Origin of the sequence: Chitinophaga sp. LS1, from assembly GCF_034274695.1 — a bacterium.
In the GTDB taxonomy this organism is placed as follows: domain Bacteria; phylum Bacteroidota; class Bacteroidia; order Chitinophagales; family Chitinophagaceae; genus Chitinophaga.
Genome location: NZ_CP128362.1, coordinates 794328 through 812569 on the forward strand (window position 1 = coordinate 794328; position 18242 = coordinate 812569).

Genomic DNA, 18242 nt, shown 5'->3' on the forward strand with positions numbered 1-18242 from the left:
TATTTGTCTACAATCACATGTATAATAGTTCGATACTTGTCGCCTTCCCAGTACAAGTGAAGCTGGCGCTTCGAAGCAATTAAAAAGGCACCGCGAGAGCGGTGTCTTTGGTTTTTAATCCTTCCCCTTCAACATAGTTACAAATTGGGATGCTATAATTTAGTTACCGCTGTCTCTAAAATAATATCTAACTGATCTTTAATGTAAGGTAATAAGACATTCCTTATTCCTTGTCAAATATTTCATCCTTATGCCAGTTGAGATCTTTTAAATTTGATAAAAAGGGAATACCACCATATCTACCATTTAAATAACCATTTTCTATGTTTATTGTATTATGTACTTTATAATCGCTAAGTGAATACATCTTTGATGATCCATCAACATCTTTTTGAGAAAACCATATTTCATCTGTTCGAAGAATATTCTGGTCTAATAAACATGATTCATGAGTTGTAAAAATTAACTGACCTTTAACCTGATCATCATGTGAAATTTTTTTGATAATCTCTTTAATCATCAATGGATGAATACTCCGTTCAATTTCATCAATTAAAAAGACCTTTTCCTTATAGATTATCTTTTGAAGTGCGGGAATGTACTCAATTAATCTTCTTGTTCCATCTGACTCAAGAGTAATATTGAATGGGACTAAACCACCTTCAATAGATTCATGAGAGGTAACCAATCTTTTTATTACCACATTACCATTTTCCTTAACAACCGCAATGCCGTCTCTAGTTGAAAAAATTGGTAAAACTCCATCTGGCAATTCACTAGTACGTGAAAGCAAAGCCTTCAGGATATCTTTATCAATTCCAGATATAGAATTTTCTTCGTTTTCAGAGAAACTTTCTTTTAGTACATCAATTGATGCTACACCTGTACTTAAACTAGGTAAAAGATCGTTAGCAAATTTCTTTACGCTCTCATCTTTATCCAAAATATCAGCAATTACGTCTGGCTTTGTATTAGGTTTAATAATTATTAAATTAGATCTAAACCACTCCATCACATTTTTAGTATCTGAAAATTCATTTTCATATTTGTTAGCCAGGAATGATAATAAGACGTCATCTTTATTAATAAGCTTTTCAGCTAATACTTCTGCAAAAAATGAATTTTTAGGATCCTTATAATATTCCTCAAAAAAACGAATCGTTTGCTTGCCATTTAATATTTCGCGTTCAAAAATTAAAATATCTTTTTCAATTTGACTTTCTGCGAAATATTCATAAAGTATTTGCCCCTTATCAAAAGTTATTGAATAAAAGTAAGTATGTAGTCCACAAAAAAACTCTAACGATAATGATGTGGGATCTTCCTGAGATTTATGAGATAATTTAAACTTAACCTCTTTGGGTACAACAGAAATCGTTCCTTTTATAATTATCCTTGACAATAACTCTATCCCTTTTACAAGATTTGACTTACCAGAACCATTAGCGCCATAGACAGCACTTAGCCTCAGAACCGAAATATTATTCTTAACGATTTTATGATGTGGGAGATTAGTACTTCTATTGGGCAATAAATTAAATTCAGTCTCTTCTTTAAAAGAAAAAAGATTTTTGGCTGTAAAGCGCAATAACATATCTGTGAGATTTTCACGGTAATTTATGAAAATAATGGGAATAGCCTATATTTTAATGCAAAAAAGCTATCAAATTGTGAGACCTTCACTTTTCTTACAAGTTCATCAATAAATAATGGAGAAGCTCTAAAAATGAATTTTAATTCTATAATTGTTTTAAATCCAGAATATTGTACAAATCCGGGTAATTATGGACGATGTGATTAGATAGTCATCCCTCATTATCATAAATTGCTGGGAATCAAATTACTTCTTGTCTAAATGGCACATTTTACGTTACAATGCCCGACGATAGAATGTTTCATCCGGGTAAACACAATCCCCAATTATAACTCCCACCCAAAAAAAACTTTCCCTCCCAATAGTTATTCCCCCCTTCCTCCGTGTCTTTATATCAAATGGACAAAAAGGACCTTTCATCACTCTTAAAAAAATACCAGCAAGGCGACTGCACCAAAGAAGAAGAACAACTCCTCTTTGACTGGCTCGACGCCCTGGAAGCCGACGCCTCCGACGTAGCACCCGCTACCGACATGGACGCCGTCAGGCTTGCTATGATGGAAGAAATCCCCCTCCTCTCCAACAAAAAGAAACGATACATCTGGCTCAAAGCCGCAGCAGCAGTACTCCCATTAATCATCGGTACGTACCTCCTCTGGCCCCGCCAACAAAAATCACAACTGGCTGCCAACTGGCAAACCATCACCAACACCAGCCATCGCATTCAAAAAGTCTATCTGCCAGATAGCTCTATCGTATATCTCGGTGCCTACAGCACCCTCCAATATAATCCCTCAAGAAAAGTAATATTAAAAGAAGGAAAAGCCTTCTTCGATGTCAGGACTAATCCGGCACAACCATTTATCGTATCAGATGCCAGCGGTGTACGCACCACCGTTCTCGGCACCTCATTTATAGCAGAATATAATAACAAGGTATCCAGTATCGCAGTCGCCACCGGCAAAGTAAGCGTGCAAAGCGGCGCCAGCAAAACCATCCTGGTACCCGATCAACGCCTCACCTGTGCCAAAGGAACCGTTTTACAGGATCAAATCTCCTCCGCCGATTTATTAGCATGGACAAGAGGAGAGATCATCCTGCGCAACGCCTCCTTACACGACCTGATACTCGCTATCAGGGAACACTACGGCATCACTGCCACTACAAAAATGGATACCAGGAAAGGAAGTTATAACCTCCGCATTACTGACAAAATGCCTTTACAGGCACTACTGGAAGTGGTGGAGAAAATATCGTATAAACCGAAAATTCATTTCAAACTGCAGCATGATCAACTGAGCATTGAGTAGCATGAAGCTGTAGAAAAAGCCATCATTATTTAAAATCTATCATCGGTGTTACACACCGGAAGGGAAAAGTATTGCCTGAAAAAAAATCAGCATCATAAAAACTATTGCCATAAAAAAGCAATCTGCATAGAAACAAAACAATCTTTTGCAAAAAACACTGATAGCAATCAATCAGCATAACAAACAAATACACATCAATCACACACAATCTTTTGCCTTAACAAACACTATATATGCACACAGACAACGCACTTTTCTCAACCCGCGTCAAACACGCATTCGCAGCCACTATGGCCCTGCTACTGCTGGTTACCTCCGCCATGGCCAGACCATCATCCGGCAGGCAGGAACTGCACAAAATGCTACAACGCTTCCAGGTTCAACAAGGCAGCCTCTCCTCTGCCCTCAAACAACTGGAATCTGCCGCCCAGATCAGTCTTGCCTACGATGAAGATGCCCTCAGGAAAGTCCAGGTGCACGCCAACACCTACCGCAAAACCGCGGTGATCGCGATCCTCCAGGACCTCCTCAACCAATCTTCTTTAAAATTCGAAGAACGCTACAACACCATCTTAATCTATGACAGCGCTGCCACCCTGGCTCACACCAGCCTCCAGCAAGCTGCCAACGACATCACCATCACCGGTTCTGTATCTGACAAAAACGGTCCCCTCATCGGCGCTACCGTTTTCGTAAAAGGAACTACCAAAGGCACACACACTGATGCCAGCGGTCAATTCAAACTCACCGTACCTGAAAATGCAACCATCTCTATCACAATGATTGGTTACAAATCAGCAGACATCACCATCGGTGCAGAACGTACCTTCAACATCGTTTTACAGGAAAATAGCCTGAACCTGAACCAACTCGTTGTAGTAGGTTACGGTACCCAGCGTAAAGCTACCGTATCCGGTGCGATTGCTGATGTTCAGATGGATAAACTCACCTCCCGCTCACTGAACGACGTCACCGAAGCTCTGCAAGGTAAAGCTGCCGGTGTGATCGTATCCAACAACGGGGGTGATCCAACCTCAAAGCCAACTGTATACGTGCGTGGCTTAGGTGGTATCAACGGTGAATCTGCACTCTATGTTGTTGATGGATCTATCTACACCGGTGGTCCTATCAACCCGAACGATATCGAATCTATCAACGTACTGAAAGACGCCTCTGCTGCCATCTATGGTGCACGCGCTTCCGGCGGTGTCATCCTCATCACGACCAAGAAAGGTAAATCAGGTACTGCGACCGTTTCTGTTGATGCTAAAACCGGCTGGCAATGGGCTGCTAAAAAACTCGACGTTCTCACTGCTAAAGAATTTGCAGACGTTGAAAACACCGCTTACGATGCTGCTGGTATCGCTCGTGCTGATGCCTTTAATGCTGCCATCTATCCTGACGGACAAATCACCCGTACCGACTGGCAGGACCAGATTTTCCGTACCGGTAAAATCCAGGATTACAACATAGGCGTAAACGGTGGTACTGACAAAAACCATTACTACATGGGCTTTGGCTACCGTAACAACGAAGGTATCCTTCTCAATACTAACAGTGAGCGCTATACTTTCCGCCTCAATTCCGATGCGCAGATCAAACCATGGTTGAAGATCGGCGAAAACATGAGTTATACTTATAACAACGGTAACGGTGCGAACACAACCAGCCCTTACACCGGTGTTATCTTCACTGCACTGGGTTACCCACGCAATGTGACACCTTATACTGCTACCGGTGCTTTCAGCGGGCTGCCAGCTGCTTATGCAGGTTCTTATGGTGACCTCGCCAACCCGGTTGCTACCCTGATGCGCCTTGATTCCAAAACGCCTGTCAATGCAATCAACCTCAACCCGTATGCTGAATTAACCCTGACCAAAGACCTGACCTTCCGCTCTAACTTCAGTGTGACCAAGTCTTTCAGCGATCAGAAAACATTCACTACCCGTGCGCTTGAAATCGGTAAGATCAACAGCAACAACTCACTGGTTGAAACAATTCAGGATTACTCAGATATCCTGTCTGAACAAACATTGAACTACGCTCACCGTTTCGGTCTGCACAACATCAATGCTTTAGCAGGTTACACCTATCAACATCATACTGAAAAATACCTCATCGCTACTGCCAACTCTTTCAGCGATGAGCGTGATGTATATCGTTATTTTGACAACGCTGCTGCATGGTCTAAACCAAGTAGCGGTATTGAACAGGACGCAGTGGAATCTTTCCTCGCCCGTGTGAACTACGACTACAACAGCAGATACCTCTTCACCATCCTGGGTCGTCGTGATGGTAGCTCCCGCGTAGCAGCACAGAACCGCTACCAGAACTACTACTCTGTATCCGGTGGTTGGGTATTGTCCGACGAAAATTTCATGAAAGACATCAAATGGCTGAGCATCGCGAAACTCCGCGCCAGCTATGGTGTACTGGGTAACCTGGGTAGCGTTCCTGCTAATGCACTCAACGTAAACCTGGCCTCTGTATCTGTATATACTGGTGCTGAAGGTACCCTGTCTACTGGTTTAGCTGAAAATGCACTCTCTAATCCAAACCTGAAATGGGCGGAATCAAAACAACTCAACTTTGGTACTGACCTCGCATTCTTCAAAAACCAACTGTCATTAACGGCTGATTACTTTATTAAGACCACCACTAACATGGTGATGCAGGTAAACCCACCAAGTACTGCAGGTGTGAGCGAAGGTATGTACAAGAACATGGGCGAGGCACGTGATAAGGGTATTGAACTGGGTCTGAACTACAATGGCAAAGTCGGTAAAGACTTCACTTACGGTGTAGGTGCTACTATGACTAAAGTAACCAACAAACTGCTGTCACTGCAGACAGGTCTGACTGAAGTGGTAAGCGTAGCTTCTACCAACATCCGTAGCTCCCTGACGCCGCTGGTAACACGTGTAGGTAATCCACAGTATTCTTTCAACGTGATCAAGACTGCCGGTATCTTCCAGTCACAGGCAGAAGTTGACAGCTATGTAGGTCCTGATGGCGTAACTAAGATCCAGCCTAATGCAAAAGCAGGCGACCGTAAGTTCGTAGATAAAAACAGTGATGGTAAGATTGATAACAATGACCGTCAGATCGTAGGTAGCTTCTATCCTGGCTTTACATATGGTTTCAGTCTGAACGCTGCTTACAAAGGTTTTGACCTGAACATCTTTGCACAGGGTGTACATGGTAACAAGATCTTCAATGCACTGAAGTATACGAACATGAACCCAAGCATTGGTACGAACTACAACATGCTGAAAGGTATTCTCGATGCATGGACACCAACACATACGAATACGGATGTAACACGTGTGATCTCTACCGACCTGAATGGTAACTATGGTAATACATCTGACTGGTATATCGAAGATGGTTCTTATCTGCGTATCAAGAACGTTACTCTTGGTTATACACTGCCAGTACACCTGACGAATGCAGCGAAGATCGGTGCTGTACGTATTTACGCTACTGCAAATAATTTGCTCACATTCACAAAATATAAAGGATACGATCCAGAAGTAGGTATGGATAATTACGGTATCGATGTAGCCCGTTATCCACAATCAAGAAGCTTCTTACTGGGCTTAAATGTAAACTTCTAATCAAGGTAATTAATACTACAATAATGAAACGTCTTATATCTTTATCATTATCCATCCTCCTCCTGGCTGCTTGTAACAAGAAGCTGGAGATCACGCCGGCAGGTACCCCTACCAGTGGTAACTTCTGGACAACATCAGACGATGCTGTCGCTGGTGCCAATGCCCTGTACTCCGAGTTTGACGATGAAAACTTTTATGGTCGTGGCTACTGGTGGTTTATCAACGCCAGTGACGACATGATAACCGGTCGTGTAAAAGCGGAAGGTGATAACATCAAGAACTTCAACAGCAGCTTTATCGGCGGTTCATACACCGAATCACAGTGGAAGATGCGTTATATCGTAATCAAACGTGCGAACGATATCATCAAGCACGTTCCTGCTATCGATATGGACGAAACCCTGAAAAACCGTATCCTCGGTGAAGCATATTTCTTCAGTGGTCTCATGTACTTTGAACTGGCTTACACATATGGTGATGCCCGCGCAGGTGTACCTATTATAAACCGTGACAGCACTGTAGGCGATGCGCCTATTCCACGTGCTGCAAATGTAGATGTAGTGTATGACTACGTAGCCAGCGAACTGCAAAAGGCGGCGAACCACCTCCCATACTTTGACACTTACACCACTGATCAATATGGCCGTCCTCACAAAACCGCAGCCTGGGCATTCATGAGCAAAATGTACCTATATAAAAAGGACTATGCAAATGCAGAAAAATATGCTGACTCTGTCATCAACAGTGGCAAGCATGCATTGCTGGCAAATTTCGCTGATGTATTTACTATTGCTAATAACTGGACCAGTGAATATATTTGGTCTGTATATTCTAACTCACAGTCACCAAGTGGCTGGGGTAGCATTCTGCCAGGTGTGATGCTGGAAAACAAAGGTTGGGGTGAATACAATGGCTGGGGCTATTATATGCCAACCAAAGAGTTGTATGACTCTTACGAAAGTGGTGACCTGCGCAGGGAAGCGACTATCCTGAAACCAGGAGATAACTTTACTTACTTTGGTACGGCTAAGACGTATGCTTCTACCAACAGTTTGTCTGGCTATCAGTTCCGCAAGTATATGGAGCCGTTCTCCTATGCCAATCAGGCACATGTGAGCCCGAATGGCGATCACCCGACGACTGACCTGAACCTGCCACTGATCCGTTATGCAGAAGTGTTGCTGATCAAGGCAGAAGCAGAACTGATGCAGGGTAAGAATGCAGATGTTGAAATCAATAAGATCCGTAACCGTGCTGGTCTGGCAAGTGTAACGAATGCGACAATGACTGAGTTGAAAAAACAACGTCGTTCAGAACTGGCTGGTGAATGGGCTAACCGTCACTTCGATCTGGTAAGATGGGGTGATGCACAAGCCACTTATGCACAGCCATTGCACGGGTATTCTGGTGCAATAGTATGGCCTGCACGTACCTTCAATCCAGCTGTACATAATGTATGGCCGGTGCCAAGAACAGAGGTAACGAGCAGTAATGGTGTTGTGACCCAGAATGCCGGATGGGAATAAATCATTTATATAATAATCCCGTCCTCCCTTTCCCTGGCCCTTTTGGGCCTACCAGGATTGGGAGGGCGGGAATTAATCAAACTTCAATAAACCATGAAAAAATTACTTTTATCCTCTCTATTATTCGCCACCTTCCAAGCCCAATCCCAGGCTCAAACACAAACTCAAGCCCAATCCCAGGTCCAGGCCCAGGCCCAAACCAAGGTCCAAACTCAGCCCCAATCTCTGGTTCAAACAAAAACCCAGACCCAATCACAAACACACCCCTACCCTCCAACCTACACCCCCATCAACGCCCACTCCCACAACGACTACGAACAACCCATCCCCTTCCTCTCCGCCTACACCCGCCACTTCGGTAGCATCGAAGCCGACGTCTACACCCAAAACAACTCTTTATGGGTCGCTCACGAAACCAAAGAACTCACCCCTGACCGTACCCTCGAATCCCTCTATCTCATTCCATTAAAAAACAACATCAAAAAAAACAACGGCACCGCCTACCCAAATTCCCCCGACACCCTCCAACTCCTGATCGACTTCAAAACCGACAGCATTGCCACCATGGCAGCTCTCATAAAGATCCTCTCTAAATACCCCACTATCACCAACAACCCCACCATCCAGATCGTGATCAGCGGGAACCAACCCGATCCCAAACTCTGGCACACCTACCCCTCCTATATCTTATTCGACGGCAAGCGTGAAGGCAGCTATCCCGCCGACGCTGCCAAACGCATTCCCATGTACAGCACTGATCTGAAAAACTTTACCCAATGGAATGGCAAAGGCATCATCATCAAACCTGAACATGACCGCATCCAACAATGGATAGACAGCATACACACCCTTGGTAAAAAAGTACGCTTCTGGGATACTCCTGACAATCCAAACACCTGGAAGACTTTCATGAACCTGGGTGTCAACTATATCAATACTGACAAAGTAGAAGCGATCGCCGACTTCCTCTCTAACCGTGCAAACATTGAATACAATGCGACCATGGCACCTCACGAAGTCTACAAAGCAAAATACATCAACAACGACAGTCTCATTACCATCAATAAAGTCATCCTTCTCATCGGCGATGGTATGGGTCTCACTCAGATATACTCCGGCTTCACTGGCAACCGTGGCCAACTGAACCTCCTTGAAATGCTGAACATCGGCTTTTCAAAAACCTACTCTTCCGACAGCTACATCACCGACTCTGCTGCCGGCGGCACCGCCATGGCATCAGGCAAAAAAACCAATAACCGCTACGTTGGTGTAGATGCCACCGGTGTTGCGATCCCTGCCATCCCTGACATCATTGCACCTAAAGGTTATGTATCAGGCATCATCAGCGCCGGTGACATCACCGATGCGACTCCTGCTGCCTTCTATGGCCATGCACAGGACAGAAGTTACGAAGACGCTATTGCTAAAGACTTCCTCAACAGTCCTGTCTCCGTCCTGATCGGTGGCGCTCCCCGTCACTTCAATGCACGTGGGGACAAATTGGATATGCCTGCATTATTAAAAGAGAAAGGCTACACCTTCACGACTAAATTAGAAGACCTCGACACTATACAATCTTCAAAATATATCAACCTGACTACCCAGGCAGAGCTCTCCATGCAGAATGGTCGTGGAGAATTTCTTTCTAAAGCACTCACCAAAACCATCCACACCTTAAACACCAATAAAAAAGGCTTCTTTATCATGGCCGAAGGAGCGCAGATAGATTATGGTGGTCATGCCAACAAACTCCCTTATGTCATCACAGAAATGATGGACTTTGACAAGGCCATTGGCGAAGCCATGAAATTCGCAGATGAAGATGGTCATACCTTAGTGATCGTTACTGCCGATCATGAAACCGGGGGGTTATCCCTGTTAGATGGCAACATCTCCAAAGGTCAGGCAGACGGTCATTTCAGTACCAATGACCATACTGCGGTGATGGTACCGGTATTTGCTTATGGCCCTAATTCATTGTTATTCAGAGGGGTGTATGAGAATACGGAAATCTTTAAAAAGATCATTGATCTGTTGAAATAAAAGGACCAGATCGTTTAATAATAAAATTGTAAATATAAACGGCGCTTAAAATAATAAGCGCCGTTTATATTTATATTAATTCGTAGGTTGGATAATCAACTTTTCGACTACTTTATAAACATGAGATCCTATACCACCAGGTATTTCTTCAAGTGCTGAATCAAGTACTTTACCCTGAAAAATTGCTTTATGTATATTGGGTAGCAACAAATCAGTTTCAAAGTTCGATTTATTAAATGATCCCAATGCTCCAACAAGCAATTTTTTCCAAATGTCGTCTGTTACCTTGTTTTTTATTCTTTAAGATCGCCAACTTTTCTTCTTCAGAAAAACGACTAAAATCTGATACATGCATCAGTAACCAGATTTCAAAACAAGGATTACTTATTGCCACATACATTCCACCCGCTGTCTTACATTGATTAACAATTTCCCGCAGATTCTTCCATCTGTCAGTATCAATAATCATCCACAGTTCATCCTGTACACCAAAATTATATTTATCTTTAGCCTCACTTTTAAGCTTTGCAAAAACATGTTTGGGAGCACTGTTAGTATCGGTCTTAGGCCGTTTTAAAATATGCAGATAAATTAATTCATCGTTGAAGTACATGCAATCTTTTAAGGCAGAAAAATAAATTTCTTCAGTATCGTTACCTTCAAATGCAAGTACAATTATTCTCTCTTTATCTTTTGTATTACTTTCCCGAAATAACTCCTGACGTTCTCTTCCCATAAAATATCAAGGTTGATTAGGCAATATAGTCAACTTCCGCCTATTCCCAATCCTTGGTACGCCTTTGTATCGGCCCAATAAATAATCTTTTCTAATCTCCTTATCAAAACGAATTGTATATTCTTCCAATGAATGAAGTCTGGTCGCTCCATCTTTGTCTTTTACCACAAACCATAATTCATCCTTACGTAATAATTTCTGTGTCAACAAGGATGATTCATGTGTTGCAATAATAAGTTGGCTATTCACTTCCCGGCCTTTGTCAATAAAAAGGTCTATAATATCGTACATCAAATTTGGATGTAAGCTCCTTTCCATTTCATCAACAACAAAAACGTTATCTCCTTTTAGCAAATCCATAATTAATGGAATAAAATCCATGATACGATTTGTGCCATCAGATTCATCACCAGGATCAAAGAATTCTTCATTGTCCTGATCTTTGATCTTATGTTTAGTCATGAATTTCTTAAAGGAAATTTCATTATTTTGTTTGCTAATAAAAAACGTATTTCTCGAATGAGAGATAACAGCTACTGCTGATTCTGATTCTTTACTATGGAGCTGATCAAGAATACTGCTTACAACTTTAGAAGGTAAATCCAAGCTTTCCATTTCAACGCGCTCTAAACATACACCACTGATCCCAGTATCAAAATAATTTAAAAACTCCTGAAAAATAGTCAACAACTTTTCATTGTCTTCCAGTTCAAATTTCAATCCTTCATTATACTTATCGTCAGGAAATATTACCTTCAAAGAATTAAGGAACCAATCATTTACGTTCAACAGATCCTCAATATCCTTTACATTCTCTTTGACTCTTCTTGTTCTGATTTCAGTAAGAAAAAGTTGATTTACAGGTGTAGCTCTGGCAGTAAAACGCAAAAACTGCTGATGATCTTCTTTAGGGTTTTTCTTCAGGAAATATTCTAAATCGAATTCATTGCAGTTTCTTTCAAAAAGCTTTATATCACCACTCTTTTTCACTTCATACAACCATTCCTCCACTATTTCAGTATTATTGAATACGAAACCATAAGCATAATTTTTCCCTTTATGCTGAATTTCATATTCAATACGGGAATTCCTATTAGTAGCACTGGCATCTAACCTGAATTTTTTATACCCAATCATTGCATCTGATCTTGTACCTGCCAGGACCAATCTACGGCCAAATTCTATTGCTCTAACGAGGTTTGATTTTCCAGATGCATTTGCACCAAAAACCAAGGCAGTTTTAAGTAACGATACTCCTTTTACAGGCTTTGTCTTATGTTCGGGTTTTAAGACTCCTTTTCCAGGAAGAAAGGAAATTACCTGCCGTTCATTAAATGACGAAAAATTCTCTACAGAAAACCTAATTAACATAGTAATCTGGATTTTAATATGCAATATGGTGATTTTTTCACAACAAGACTAATAAAAACTATAATTATTTATCACTGATCCGGGTATTCATTGTAATTTTCAACATGTACAGAATATACATTTTAATAATTAACAATACATTCATGTAAAATACTGATCTGTAATTGTCAATTATTTACATTTATACCATGAAACCAAAAAAAATCCTGTATCTTTTTATCCTGAATACATTGTTATTCATCCAGTTTGCAAATGCACAGACAGACAGTGCAAAAATCATGTTAACGAAGTTTTACAAGGCTTACATTCCGGCTGTTGAATCCAGCACCGGAGAACGCCAAATTGAAAAATTGCAGAAACAATACAGTACCGCCAAACTTATCTCCCGGGTAAAAAAACAAACTGAAACAATGGAGCTGGATTACGATCCATATCTGAATGCACAGGATGCTGACAAGGATTGGGTAAGAACATTGCAAATTGAAAAAGATCCAAAAACTCCTAACTTGTACAATGTTTCCTTTTTAGATAACTACGAAAAGAAAAGACACTATATAAAAGTCTTCGTTACAAAAGAAAGAAATCAATATAAAATCAGCGGATTTAAAAACTAATATTATGGGATGGAAAGCTGCGTCAATAATTATCAGCAATGTCACAACAGTAGATCCTGAAAAGCTCCTGCAGGAGCTGGGTATTGAACAATTCGAAACGATTGAGGATGAACCGTATGACGTAGCTGTCTATCCTGAAAAACATCAGATATTCATAGGTGTTTATAAAGAAAATCTGATCATATCTTCCTGGGAGATAACCGACCATTCTTTCGGAAAAGAGTTATCAACATTCGAACAAAAGTTGTCTATCCTATTTCCTGCTGCTGAAATCTGTACCATACAATTACATAGCGGAGTCAATCACTGGGGATATTCAATAGTAAAAAATGGGGAAAAGATTCGTGTAAGATGTGGTAATGCAGAACAGGGTACCATCATTGAGCTAGGCGAACCTTTGTTGGAAGAGCAGGAACTCCTCTCCAAATCTGAAATCAAAGATGGTAGAAGGATCTATCATTTAAGAGACGACGAACCTTATGAAGAGGACCAGGTAGGAGAAAATTTCGTATCCTCAATGTGGGCACGGTATACCGGTAAGGAATTTTTTGAAGATGAGGAGATGTTTGAGTTTAGGTTGTCAGGTTTTAAAACAACCAAAGCAGCATCTGTACAAGCCGGTCGTAAGCAAAAAACAAAACCTGTCGTGGTTATAAAGCCATGGTGGAAGTTTTGGTAGCATTCAGCAAAAAAAACCGGCCTTATTCAACTTTGCCACCTCATACAGAAAATCAATCCTCACTTTCTCCCGATAATTAATATCGTAATCCCTACTATACCAGCTATGTAGGCAGTAAGTGATATTTTCATCAATGGCACCCGTCACTTTAGTAGACACATTATCCCACAATATTGAAGCCTTCAAAAAATATGGCTTCCCATATTTTGCCAACCAGTAAAATAGCCCGGCAAATGGTTCTATTTGATCATGTGTATATTGACCGGTTATCCAGGAAGGCTCATCAGGTATTTTCTGAAAGATCTTTCTATAAAGCACCATCAGGTGTCAGATTTTGTATAATATGTTGAATGGTAAACCAAAGACTCACCGCCCCTATTTCATGTGGTATAGGTGCAACAATGCTGGTTTTAAAAATGTTCTTATCTGAAAATTCATGGATGATATTCAATCGCTTATCCTGTCTATGTGGTAAATTAATAACAAAGACAGGTATCATAACAACTTCTTATTTAATAATGCCCGAATATTTGAAGTATCAATTCCTTCTGATTTATAAATAATAATTCCCTTGTCAATAAGCACTGTAGTAGGCAGCGTGTTGATCCCATAGCTATCCCTGATTTTTCTGTCCTGATCAAATACCTGTATCCAGGTAATATTTTCTTCAGATATCGTTCTTGCACAGTCTGACATATTTCGATCCATATTGATGCCCACTATATCCAGCTTGTTTGCTGGATATTCTTTTTGTAATGATTGGTAAAATGGAATTTCTGCAATACAAGGTCCACACCAGGAGGCCCAAAAGTTCAGCAACAGATATTTATTTGTAGTGTTCAAACTGATATTATTCCCGTATATATCTTTTATAGCAAGTACAGGTGCGGCATGCATCACAGTTGCTGGGTGAAGAATACCTTGTAACTGACTGGCAATCATCTGTCCCTTTTCTGTCTTCAAAAATCGCTTGTCAAGGTCTTTTTGTAGAAAATTATACAACGTTCTAACATAATCAGTGTCATGAATAAGGATACTCAGGGAGGGTAATGTCACCTGATTATAGAAGAACCAGAATGAATAATATTTATCGGAATATTTTTTCAATATCGGCAATGCTTTCAAGCTGATATTTTTAACAAGGCGCTTATTAATATTGAATAAGGAATCATTCCTGAAGTCGTCATTATCTTTCCCTTTCCAGAAATTAAGATATGCTTGTAATTCCGGCAATCTATATCTATAAATATCCCTGTAATACTTATTATAAATTGTATCAAAAACAGCCAGTGTGTTTGAAGGTTTACCGTAATTCAGATCGTTATTTTTATAATAAAGAGATATCGAAGCCGGTTGTTCACCGATAAGAAATATAGTAGCTGCCTGTTTATATCTTATAGTCAATGTGGTTGCTTCGGCCGCTAATTCCCCGGTCAACTTAATTTCATTATTCTCTGAATCATGAATGGCCACCGGTCTTTGCCCATCGTTTACAAAAAATGACAAGCTGTTTTTATCAATAGTATTATTAACGCGAATTTTCACATAAAATTTATGCTGTGAAAACGTTTTAAATGATATTATCAAACCTATTGTCAGAAAAAAACACCTAACTGCCATAACAATTCTATTTTTAAAATCAATAGACGTCCTAAAACCATAAGCCTTCAGGACGTCCTTTTCAATTAGGATCTGGAAGATTGTCCTGTACCAGGACTGCTGCAATAGCCGGAAGAGCCACATTTACATTCCTCGTACAGTCGATCTTCTCCAGGGATGGTATTCCGGACTATAAAAGACTAAATCATACTCATTTATTTCTTTCACCACAGTAAACATCCTCAACATACCACGTTCATCCTTTAATGGCGCAATAAAAGGAACCAGTAATACTGAAAGCTTATCAGCAGTAATGTTTATAGCGATATTCTCCACACCATAACTCTTAGCACATCGCTGATACTAAGCATACCTGGATAATCCGGGTGTTCTTCAGTTCCCGTGTAAGGCTGGTTTCACTAATCATCAGCCCTAAAAGATCAACCAATACTTTAGTCATCTGAGGAGAATTGCTCTTTGGATTAAAAGCTTTTCTATGAAAGTAACCATGACAAACGTTATTTTTCAAAATAGGGATCCCTTCATTGATCACCACAGAGGCAATCAATGTTTACGGGTTTACACTATGAAAATTAAAAAATGCCGGACACACACATCATTTAGCAATGCGCAGACAGCTTTACAAACGACTACATGACAGTAATTGAAGGTTATCTGGTAAAATTTATCGCCGAAAGTGAATTGGCGAAGTTTATAGCGACGGCTTAAAAATGATTTTTCTACGTATGTAATTCATTGTTCACACCAAGGGTTACACTAATCACTAACAATGATTCAACAGGTATAAATGTAGAATAAAAAAAATTAAAAAATATCTCCTGATAATTTTTAATTTCTACTTTTAAAAAGCAAAACAAGTTGTATATCTTTTTTGCTAAATGATAAACAGTGAATATTAAGGTGTGTAAAACCTCAGTTTCTCTTTTTTGATGAATATACCACCTCTCAATTATTTCTGCGATCTCCTAACTACCCCTTCCCCTCAACCTTTATATTTACCTCCAATGAAATCCAGGATCCTCCAATTCATCATCCTCCTGCTTCTCTATAACTCACTCCTGCATGTCAAAGCCCGCCCCATCTCCGCCTGGCACATGCAGCCAATCACTATTCAATCTCCCTGGGCCTCACAGGTATCACCCTCTCATCCCCTCCCTGAATACCCCCGCCCTCAAATGGTCCGCACCCAATGGCAAAACCTCAACGGCCTCTGGGACTACGCCATCACCGCCTGGGATGCTGCCGCCCCTACCTATTACCAGGGAAAGATCCTCGTCCCTTTTCCAATAGAATCCGCGCTTTCCGGTGTAAAAAAAGCGCTTCTGCCTAAACAACGCCTCTGGTACCATACTACTTTCAAAGCCACTCCCAAACAAAGAACCCTCCTGCATTTCGGCGCCGTCGACTGGAAAGCCACCGTCTACCTCAATGGCCATAACCTCGGCGCACACCTCGGTGGCTATAATCATTTCTCTTACGATATCACTTCTTTCCTCAAACCAGATAACAACGAATTAATCGTCAGTGTCTACGACCCCACCTCTCAAGGCAATAACCCACATGGCAAACAAAGCCTCTACCCACGTAAAATATTATACACTGCCTGTAGCGGCATCTGGCAAACCGTCTGGTTAGAAACCTTACCTGACACCTATATCGCGGGGTTCACCCTCACACCAGATCTTGATAATAATGAGCTACAGATCAAAGTAGCCGTTTCATCTCCTGATGGACAAAATGCGATTTCCAGTTCTATACCTCATGATCAATCTACACCTCCTGATCAATCTGCATCTTATGATCAATCTACACCTCATGATCAAAATACCATTCCTGTTTCATCATTCGACACTCACAACTTCGACTCTCATAATACCATCCCTGTTTCATATCCCAGCACTCAAAACACATTTCCCATTTCATCCTCCAATCCTCAAAGCACCTCTCCCCCATCCTCCCATTATACCATTCAAGCTATTTCAAACAACATCAGCACCGCCCCCTCTGCTGGCGACAGCCTCACTCTACACATCCCATCTCCCCATACCTGGAGTCCACAAGATCCCTATCTCTACCCCCTCACCATCCGCCTCCTAAAAGACGGCATCATCACCGACTCCATCACCAGCTATTTCGCCATGCGTAAAATCACTTTAGAACCAGACGCCGCCGGCCGGCCCCGCATCTTCCTCAATCACAAATACCTATTCAACCTCGGCGTCCTCGACCAGGGCTACTGGCCTGACGGCATTTACACCGCCCCAACTGACAGCGCCTTAGCATACGATATCAACATCATCAAACAAATGGGTTTCAACACCATCCGCAAACACATCAAAATCGAACCTGACCGCTGGTATTACCACTGTGACAAACTAGGTATACTAGTGTGGCAAGACCTCATTCCCCCTGCCGGCTACACCCAGGCCGACGCCTCCGTATTCGAAGACGAAAGCCCAAAAATCATCCAACAACTCTACAACTTCCCCTCCATCATCGTCTGGACCTTATTCAACGAAGGCTGGGGTGCCTACGATCAATTACGCCTCGCCACCCAACTCAAACGTTACGATCCCAGCCGTCTCCTCAACGCTCACTCCGGCGCCAATATGGATGAATACAGCGAAGGCTACCCTTCTCAAATGTGGGCCGGCAGCGACTTCGTCGATGTACATAAATACCCTGGCCCTTCCATCGGTCCCTCTTTACCTCAAAAAGCCGCTGTACTTGGTGAATGGGGAGGCATCGGTGTAAGTATAGCAGGTCATCGCTGGGACCCAGATCAGTCTTATAGTTATCTCGATGTCACCCGCGCAGAATTTCCTGATTACTACCAGGCACTTATGCAATTATTGTATTTATATGAAAGAGCGGGTTTATCTGGGGCTATCTATACCCAACCATTTGATGTAGAAAGAGAAGAAAACGGGTTAATCACCTACGATAGAAAAGTTCCTAAAATGCCGGTTCCTGAGATCAGGGCCATCAACGATTCGTTATTGACTGCGATAGCTCATCATTAGCTACTGCTTTATGTTCCCATTTATACTGAATGTTGTACAACATGATCCAATCCCACCTGCCACTCCTACCCACAAATAGATCTTCATCATCAGCGGCATCAAACTTCTT

13 protein-coding genes are annotated in these 18242 nt (G+C 41.5%); 7 read left to right on the plus strand and 6 right to left on the minus strand.

What is annotated here, in order from left to right; translation table 11 throughout:
• Positions 1–223: 223 nt before the first annotated feature.
• On the minus strand, positions 224–1594 hold the full coding sequence (locus tag QQL36_RS03240) for an ATP-binding protein (protein ID WP_321568881.1): 1371 nt from the start codon (positions 1592–1594) through the stop codon (positions 224–226).
• A gap of 398 nt (positions 1595–1992) precedes the next feature.
• On the opposite strand from QQL36_RS03240, the gene QQL36_RS03245 reads away from it, so the two are divergent.
• The 4 genes from QQL36_RS03245 (at position 1993) to QQL36_RS03260 (ending at position 10090) form a co-directional block, all read left to right on the plus strand.
• Positions 1993–2904: a FecR family protein gene (locus tag QQL36_RS03245; protein WP_321568882.1), complete on the plus strand. Its 912-nt coding sequence runs from the start codon at positions 1993–1995 to the stop codon at positions 2902–2904.
• Between the two features lie 233 nt (positions 2905–3137).
• The gene (locus tag QQL36_RS03250) at positions 3138–6521 is read left to right on the plus strand and encodes a TonB-dependent receptor (RefSeq protein WP_321568883.1); all 3384 of its coding nucleotides are present in this window, start codon (positions 3138–3140) and stop codon (positions 6519–6521) included.
• Between the two features lie 23 nt (positions 6522–6544).
• On the plus strand, positions 6545–8047 hold the full coding sequence (locus QQL36_RS03255; RefSeq protein WP_083720079.1) for a RagB/SusD family nutrient uptake outer membrane protein: 1503 nt from the start codon (positions 6545–6547) through the stop codon (positions 8045–8047).
• A 93-nt stretch (positions 8048–8140) separates the two neighbouring features.
• A complete protein-coding gene (locus QQL36_RS03260) occupies positions 8141–10090 on the plus strand; it encodes an alkaline phosphatase (RefSeq protein WP_321568884.1) in 1950 nt (649 codons plus the stop codon).
• 232 nt (positions 10091–10322) lie between these two features.
• Here the strand turns inward: QQL36_RS03260 and QQL36_RS03265 are convergent, their stop codons facing one another.
• Complete coding sequence (locus QQL36_RS03265; RefSeq protein ID WP_321568885.1) at positions 10323–10826, minus strand: RloB family protein; 504 nt, start codon at positions 10824–10826, stop codon at positions 10323–10325.
• A 6-nt stretch (positions 10827–10832) separates the two neighbouring features.
• Positions 10833–12197 carry an AAA family ATPase gene (locus tag QQL36_RS03270; RefSeq protein ID WP_083720076.1) on the minus strand — a complete coding sequence of 455 codons (1365 nt, stop codon included), beginning with the start codon at positions 12195–12197 and terminating at the stop codon, positions 10833–10835.
• Between the two features lie 188 nt (positions 12198–12385).
• Here QQL36_RS03270 and QQL36_RS03275 point away from each other — a divergent pair, with 188 nt between their 5' ends.
• Entirely contained in the window at positions 12386–12811 is a 426-nt protein-coding gene (locus tag QQL36_RS03275) for a DUF3828 domain-containing protein (RefSeq protein WP_321568886.1), read from the plus strand.
• Between the two features lie 4 nt (positions 12812–12815).
• Positions 12816–13490, plus strand: coding sequence for a DUF6928 family protein (locus tag QQL36_RS03280; RefSeq protein ID WP_321568887.1), 675 nt, complete (start codon positions 12816–12818; stop codon positions 13488–13490).
• 3 nt (positions 13491–13493) lie between these two features.
• On the opposite strand, the gene QQL36_RS03285 is transcribed toward QQL36_RS03280, so the two are convergent.
• Genes QQL36_RS03285 through QQL36_RS03295 form a run of 3 tightly spaced genes read right to left on the minus strand, consistent with a single transcriptional unit; the run spans position 13494 to position 15035 of the window.
• A complete protein-coding gene (locus QQL36_RS03285; RefSeq protein WP_321568888.1) occupies positions 13494–13811 on the minus strand; it encodes a hypothetical protein in 318 nt (105 codons plus the stop codon).
• Entirely contained in the window at positions 13798–13989 is a 192-nt protein-coding gene (locus QQL36_RS03290; RefSeq protein ID WP_321568889.1) for a hypothetical protein, read from the minus strand. Before QQL36_RS03290 ends, QQL36_RS03285 begins: the two co-directional genes overlap by 14 nt.
• Positions 13986–15035 (minus strand): TlpA disulfide reductase family protein, encoded by a 1050-nt coding sequence (locus QQL36_RS03295; protein WP_321568890.1) that lies wholly within the window; start codon positions 15033–15035, stop codon positions 13986–13988. The genes QQL36_RS03290 and QQL36_RS03295 overlap by 4 nt, the downstream gene beginning before the upstream one ends.
• A 1079-nt stretch (positions 15036–16114) precedes the next feature.
• Between QQL36_RS03295 and QQL36_RS03300 the strand changes: the two genes are divergently transcribed.
• Positions 16115–18133 carry a glycoside hydrolase family 2 protein gene (locus QQL36_RS03300; protein WP_321568891.1) on the plus strand — a complete coding sequence of 673 codons (2019 nt, stop codon included), beginning with the start codon at positions 16115–16117 and terminating at the stop codon, positions 18131–18133.
• Positions 18134–18242: the final 109 nt, after the last annotated feature.

Excerpts from the sequence above, each read along its gene's own strand:
- QQL36_RS03250 (WP_321568883.1), top strand. The coding sequence starts at position 3,138 with ATGCACACAGACAACGCACTTTTCTCAACCCGCGTCAAACACGCATTC.
- QQL36_RS03265 (WP_321568885.1), bottom strand. The coding sequence starts at position 10,826 with ATGGGAAGAGAACGTCAGGAGTTATTTCGGGAAAGTAATACAAAAGAT.
- QQL36_RS03240 (WP_321568881.1), bottom strand. The coding sequence starts at position 1,594 with ATGTTATTGCGCTTTACAGCCAAAAATCTTTTTTCTTTTAAAGAAGAG.
- QQL36_RS03290 (WP_321568889.1), bottom strand. The coding sequence starts at position 13,989 with ATGATACCTGTCTTTGTTATTAATTTACCACATAGACAGGATAAGCGA.
- QQL36_RS03300 (WP_321568891.1), top strand. The coding sequence starts at position 16,115 with ATGAAATCCAGGATCCTCCAATTCATCATCCTCCTGCTTCTCTATAAC.
- QQL36_RS03245 (WP_321568882.1), top strand. The coding sequence starts at position 1,993 with ATGGACAAAAAGGACCTTTCATCACTCTTAAAAAAATACCAGCAAGGC.
- QQL36_RS03270 (WP_083720076.1), bottom strand. The coding sequence starts at position 12,197 with ATGTTAATTAGGTTTTCTGTAGAGAATTTTTCGTCATTTAATGAACGG.
- QQL36_RS03260 (WP_321568884.1), top strand. The coding sequence starts at position 8,141 with ATGAAAAAATTACTTTTATCCTCTCTATTATTCGCCACCTTCCAAGCC.
- QQL36_RS03275 (WP_321568886.1), top strand. The coding sequence starts at position 12,386 with ATGAAACCAAAAAAAATCCTGTATCTTTTTATCCTGAATACATTGTTA.
- QQL36_RS03280 (WP_321568887.1), top strand. The coding sequence starts at position 12,816 with ATGGGATGGAAAGCTGCGTCAATAATTATCAGCAATGTCACAACAGTA.
- QQL36_RS03255 (WP_083720079.1), top strand. The coding sequence starts at position 6,545 with ATGAAACGTCTTATATCTTTATCATTATCCATCCTCCTCCTGGCTGCT.
- QQL36_RS03285 (WP_321568888.1), bottom strand. The coding sequence starts at position 13,811 with ATGGTGCTTTATAGAAAGATCTTTCAGAAAATACCTGATGAGCCTTCC.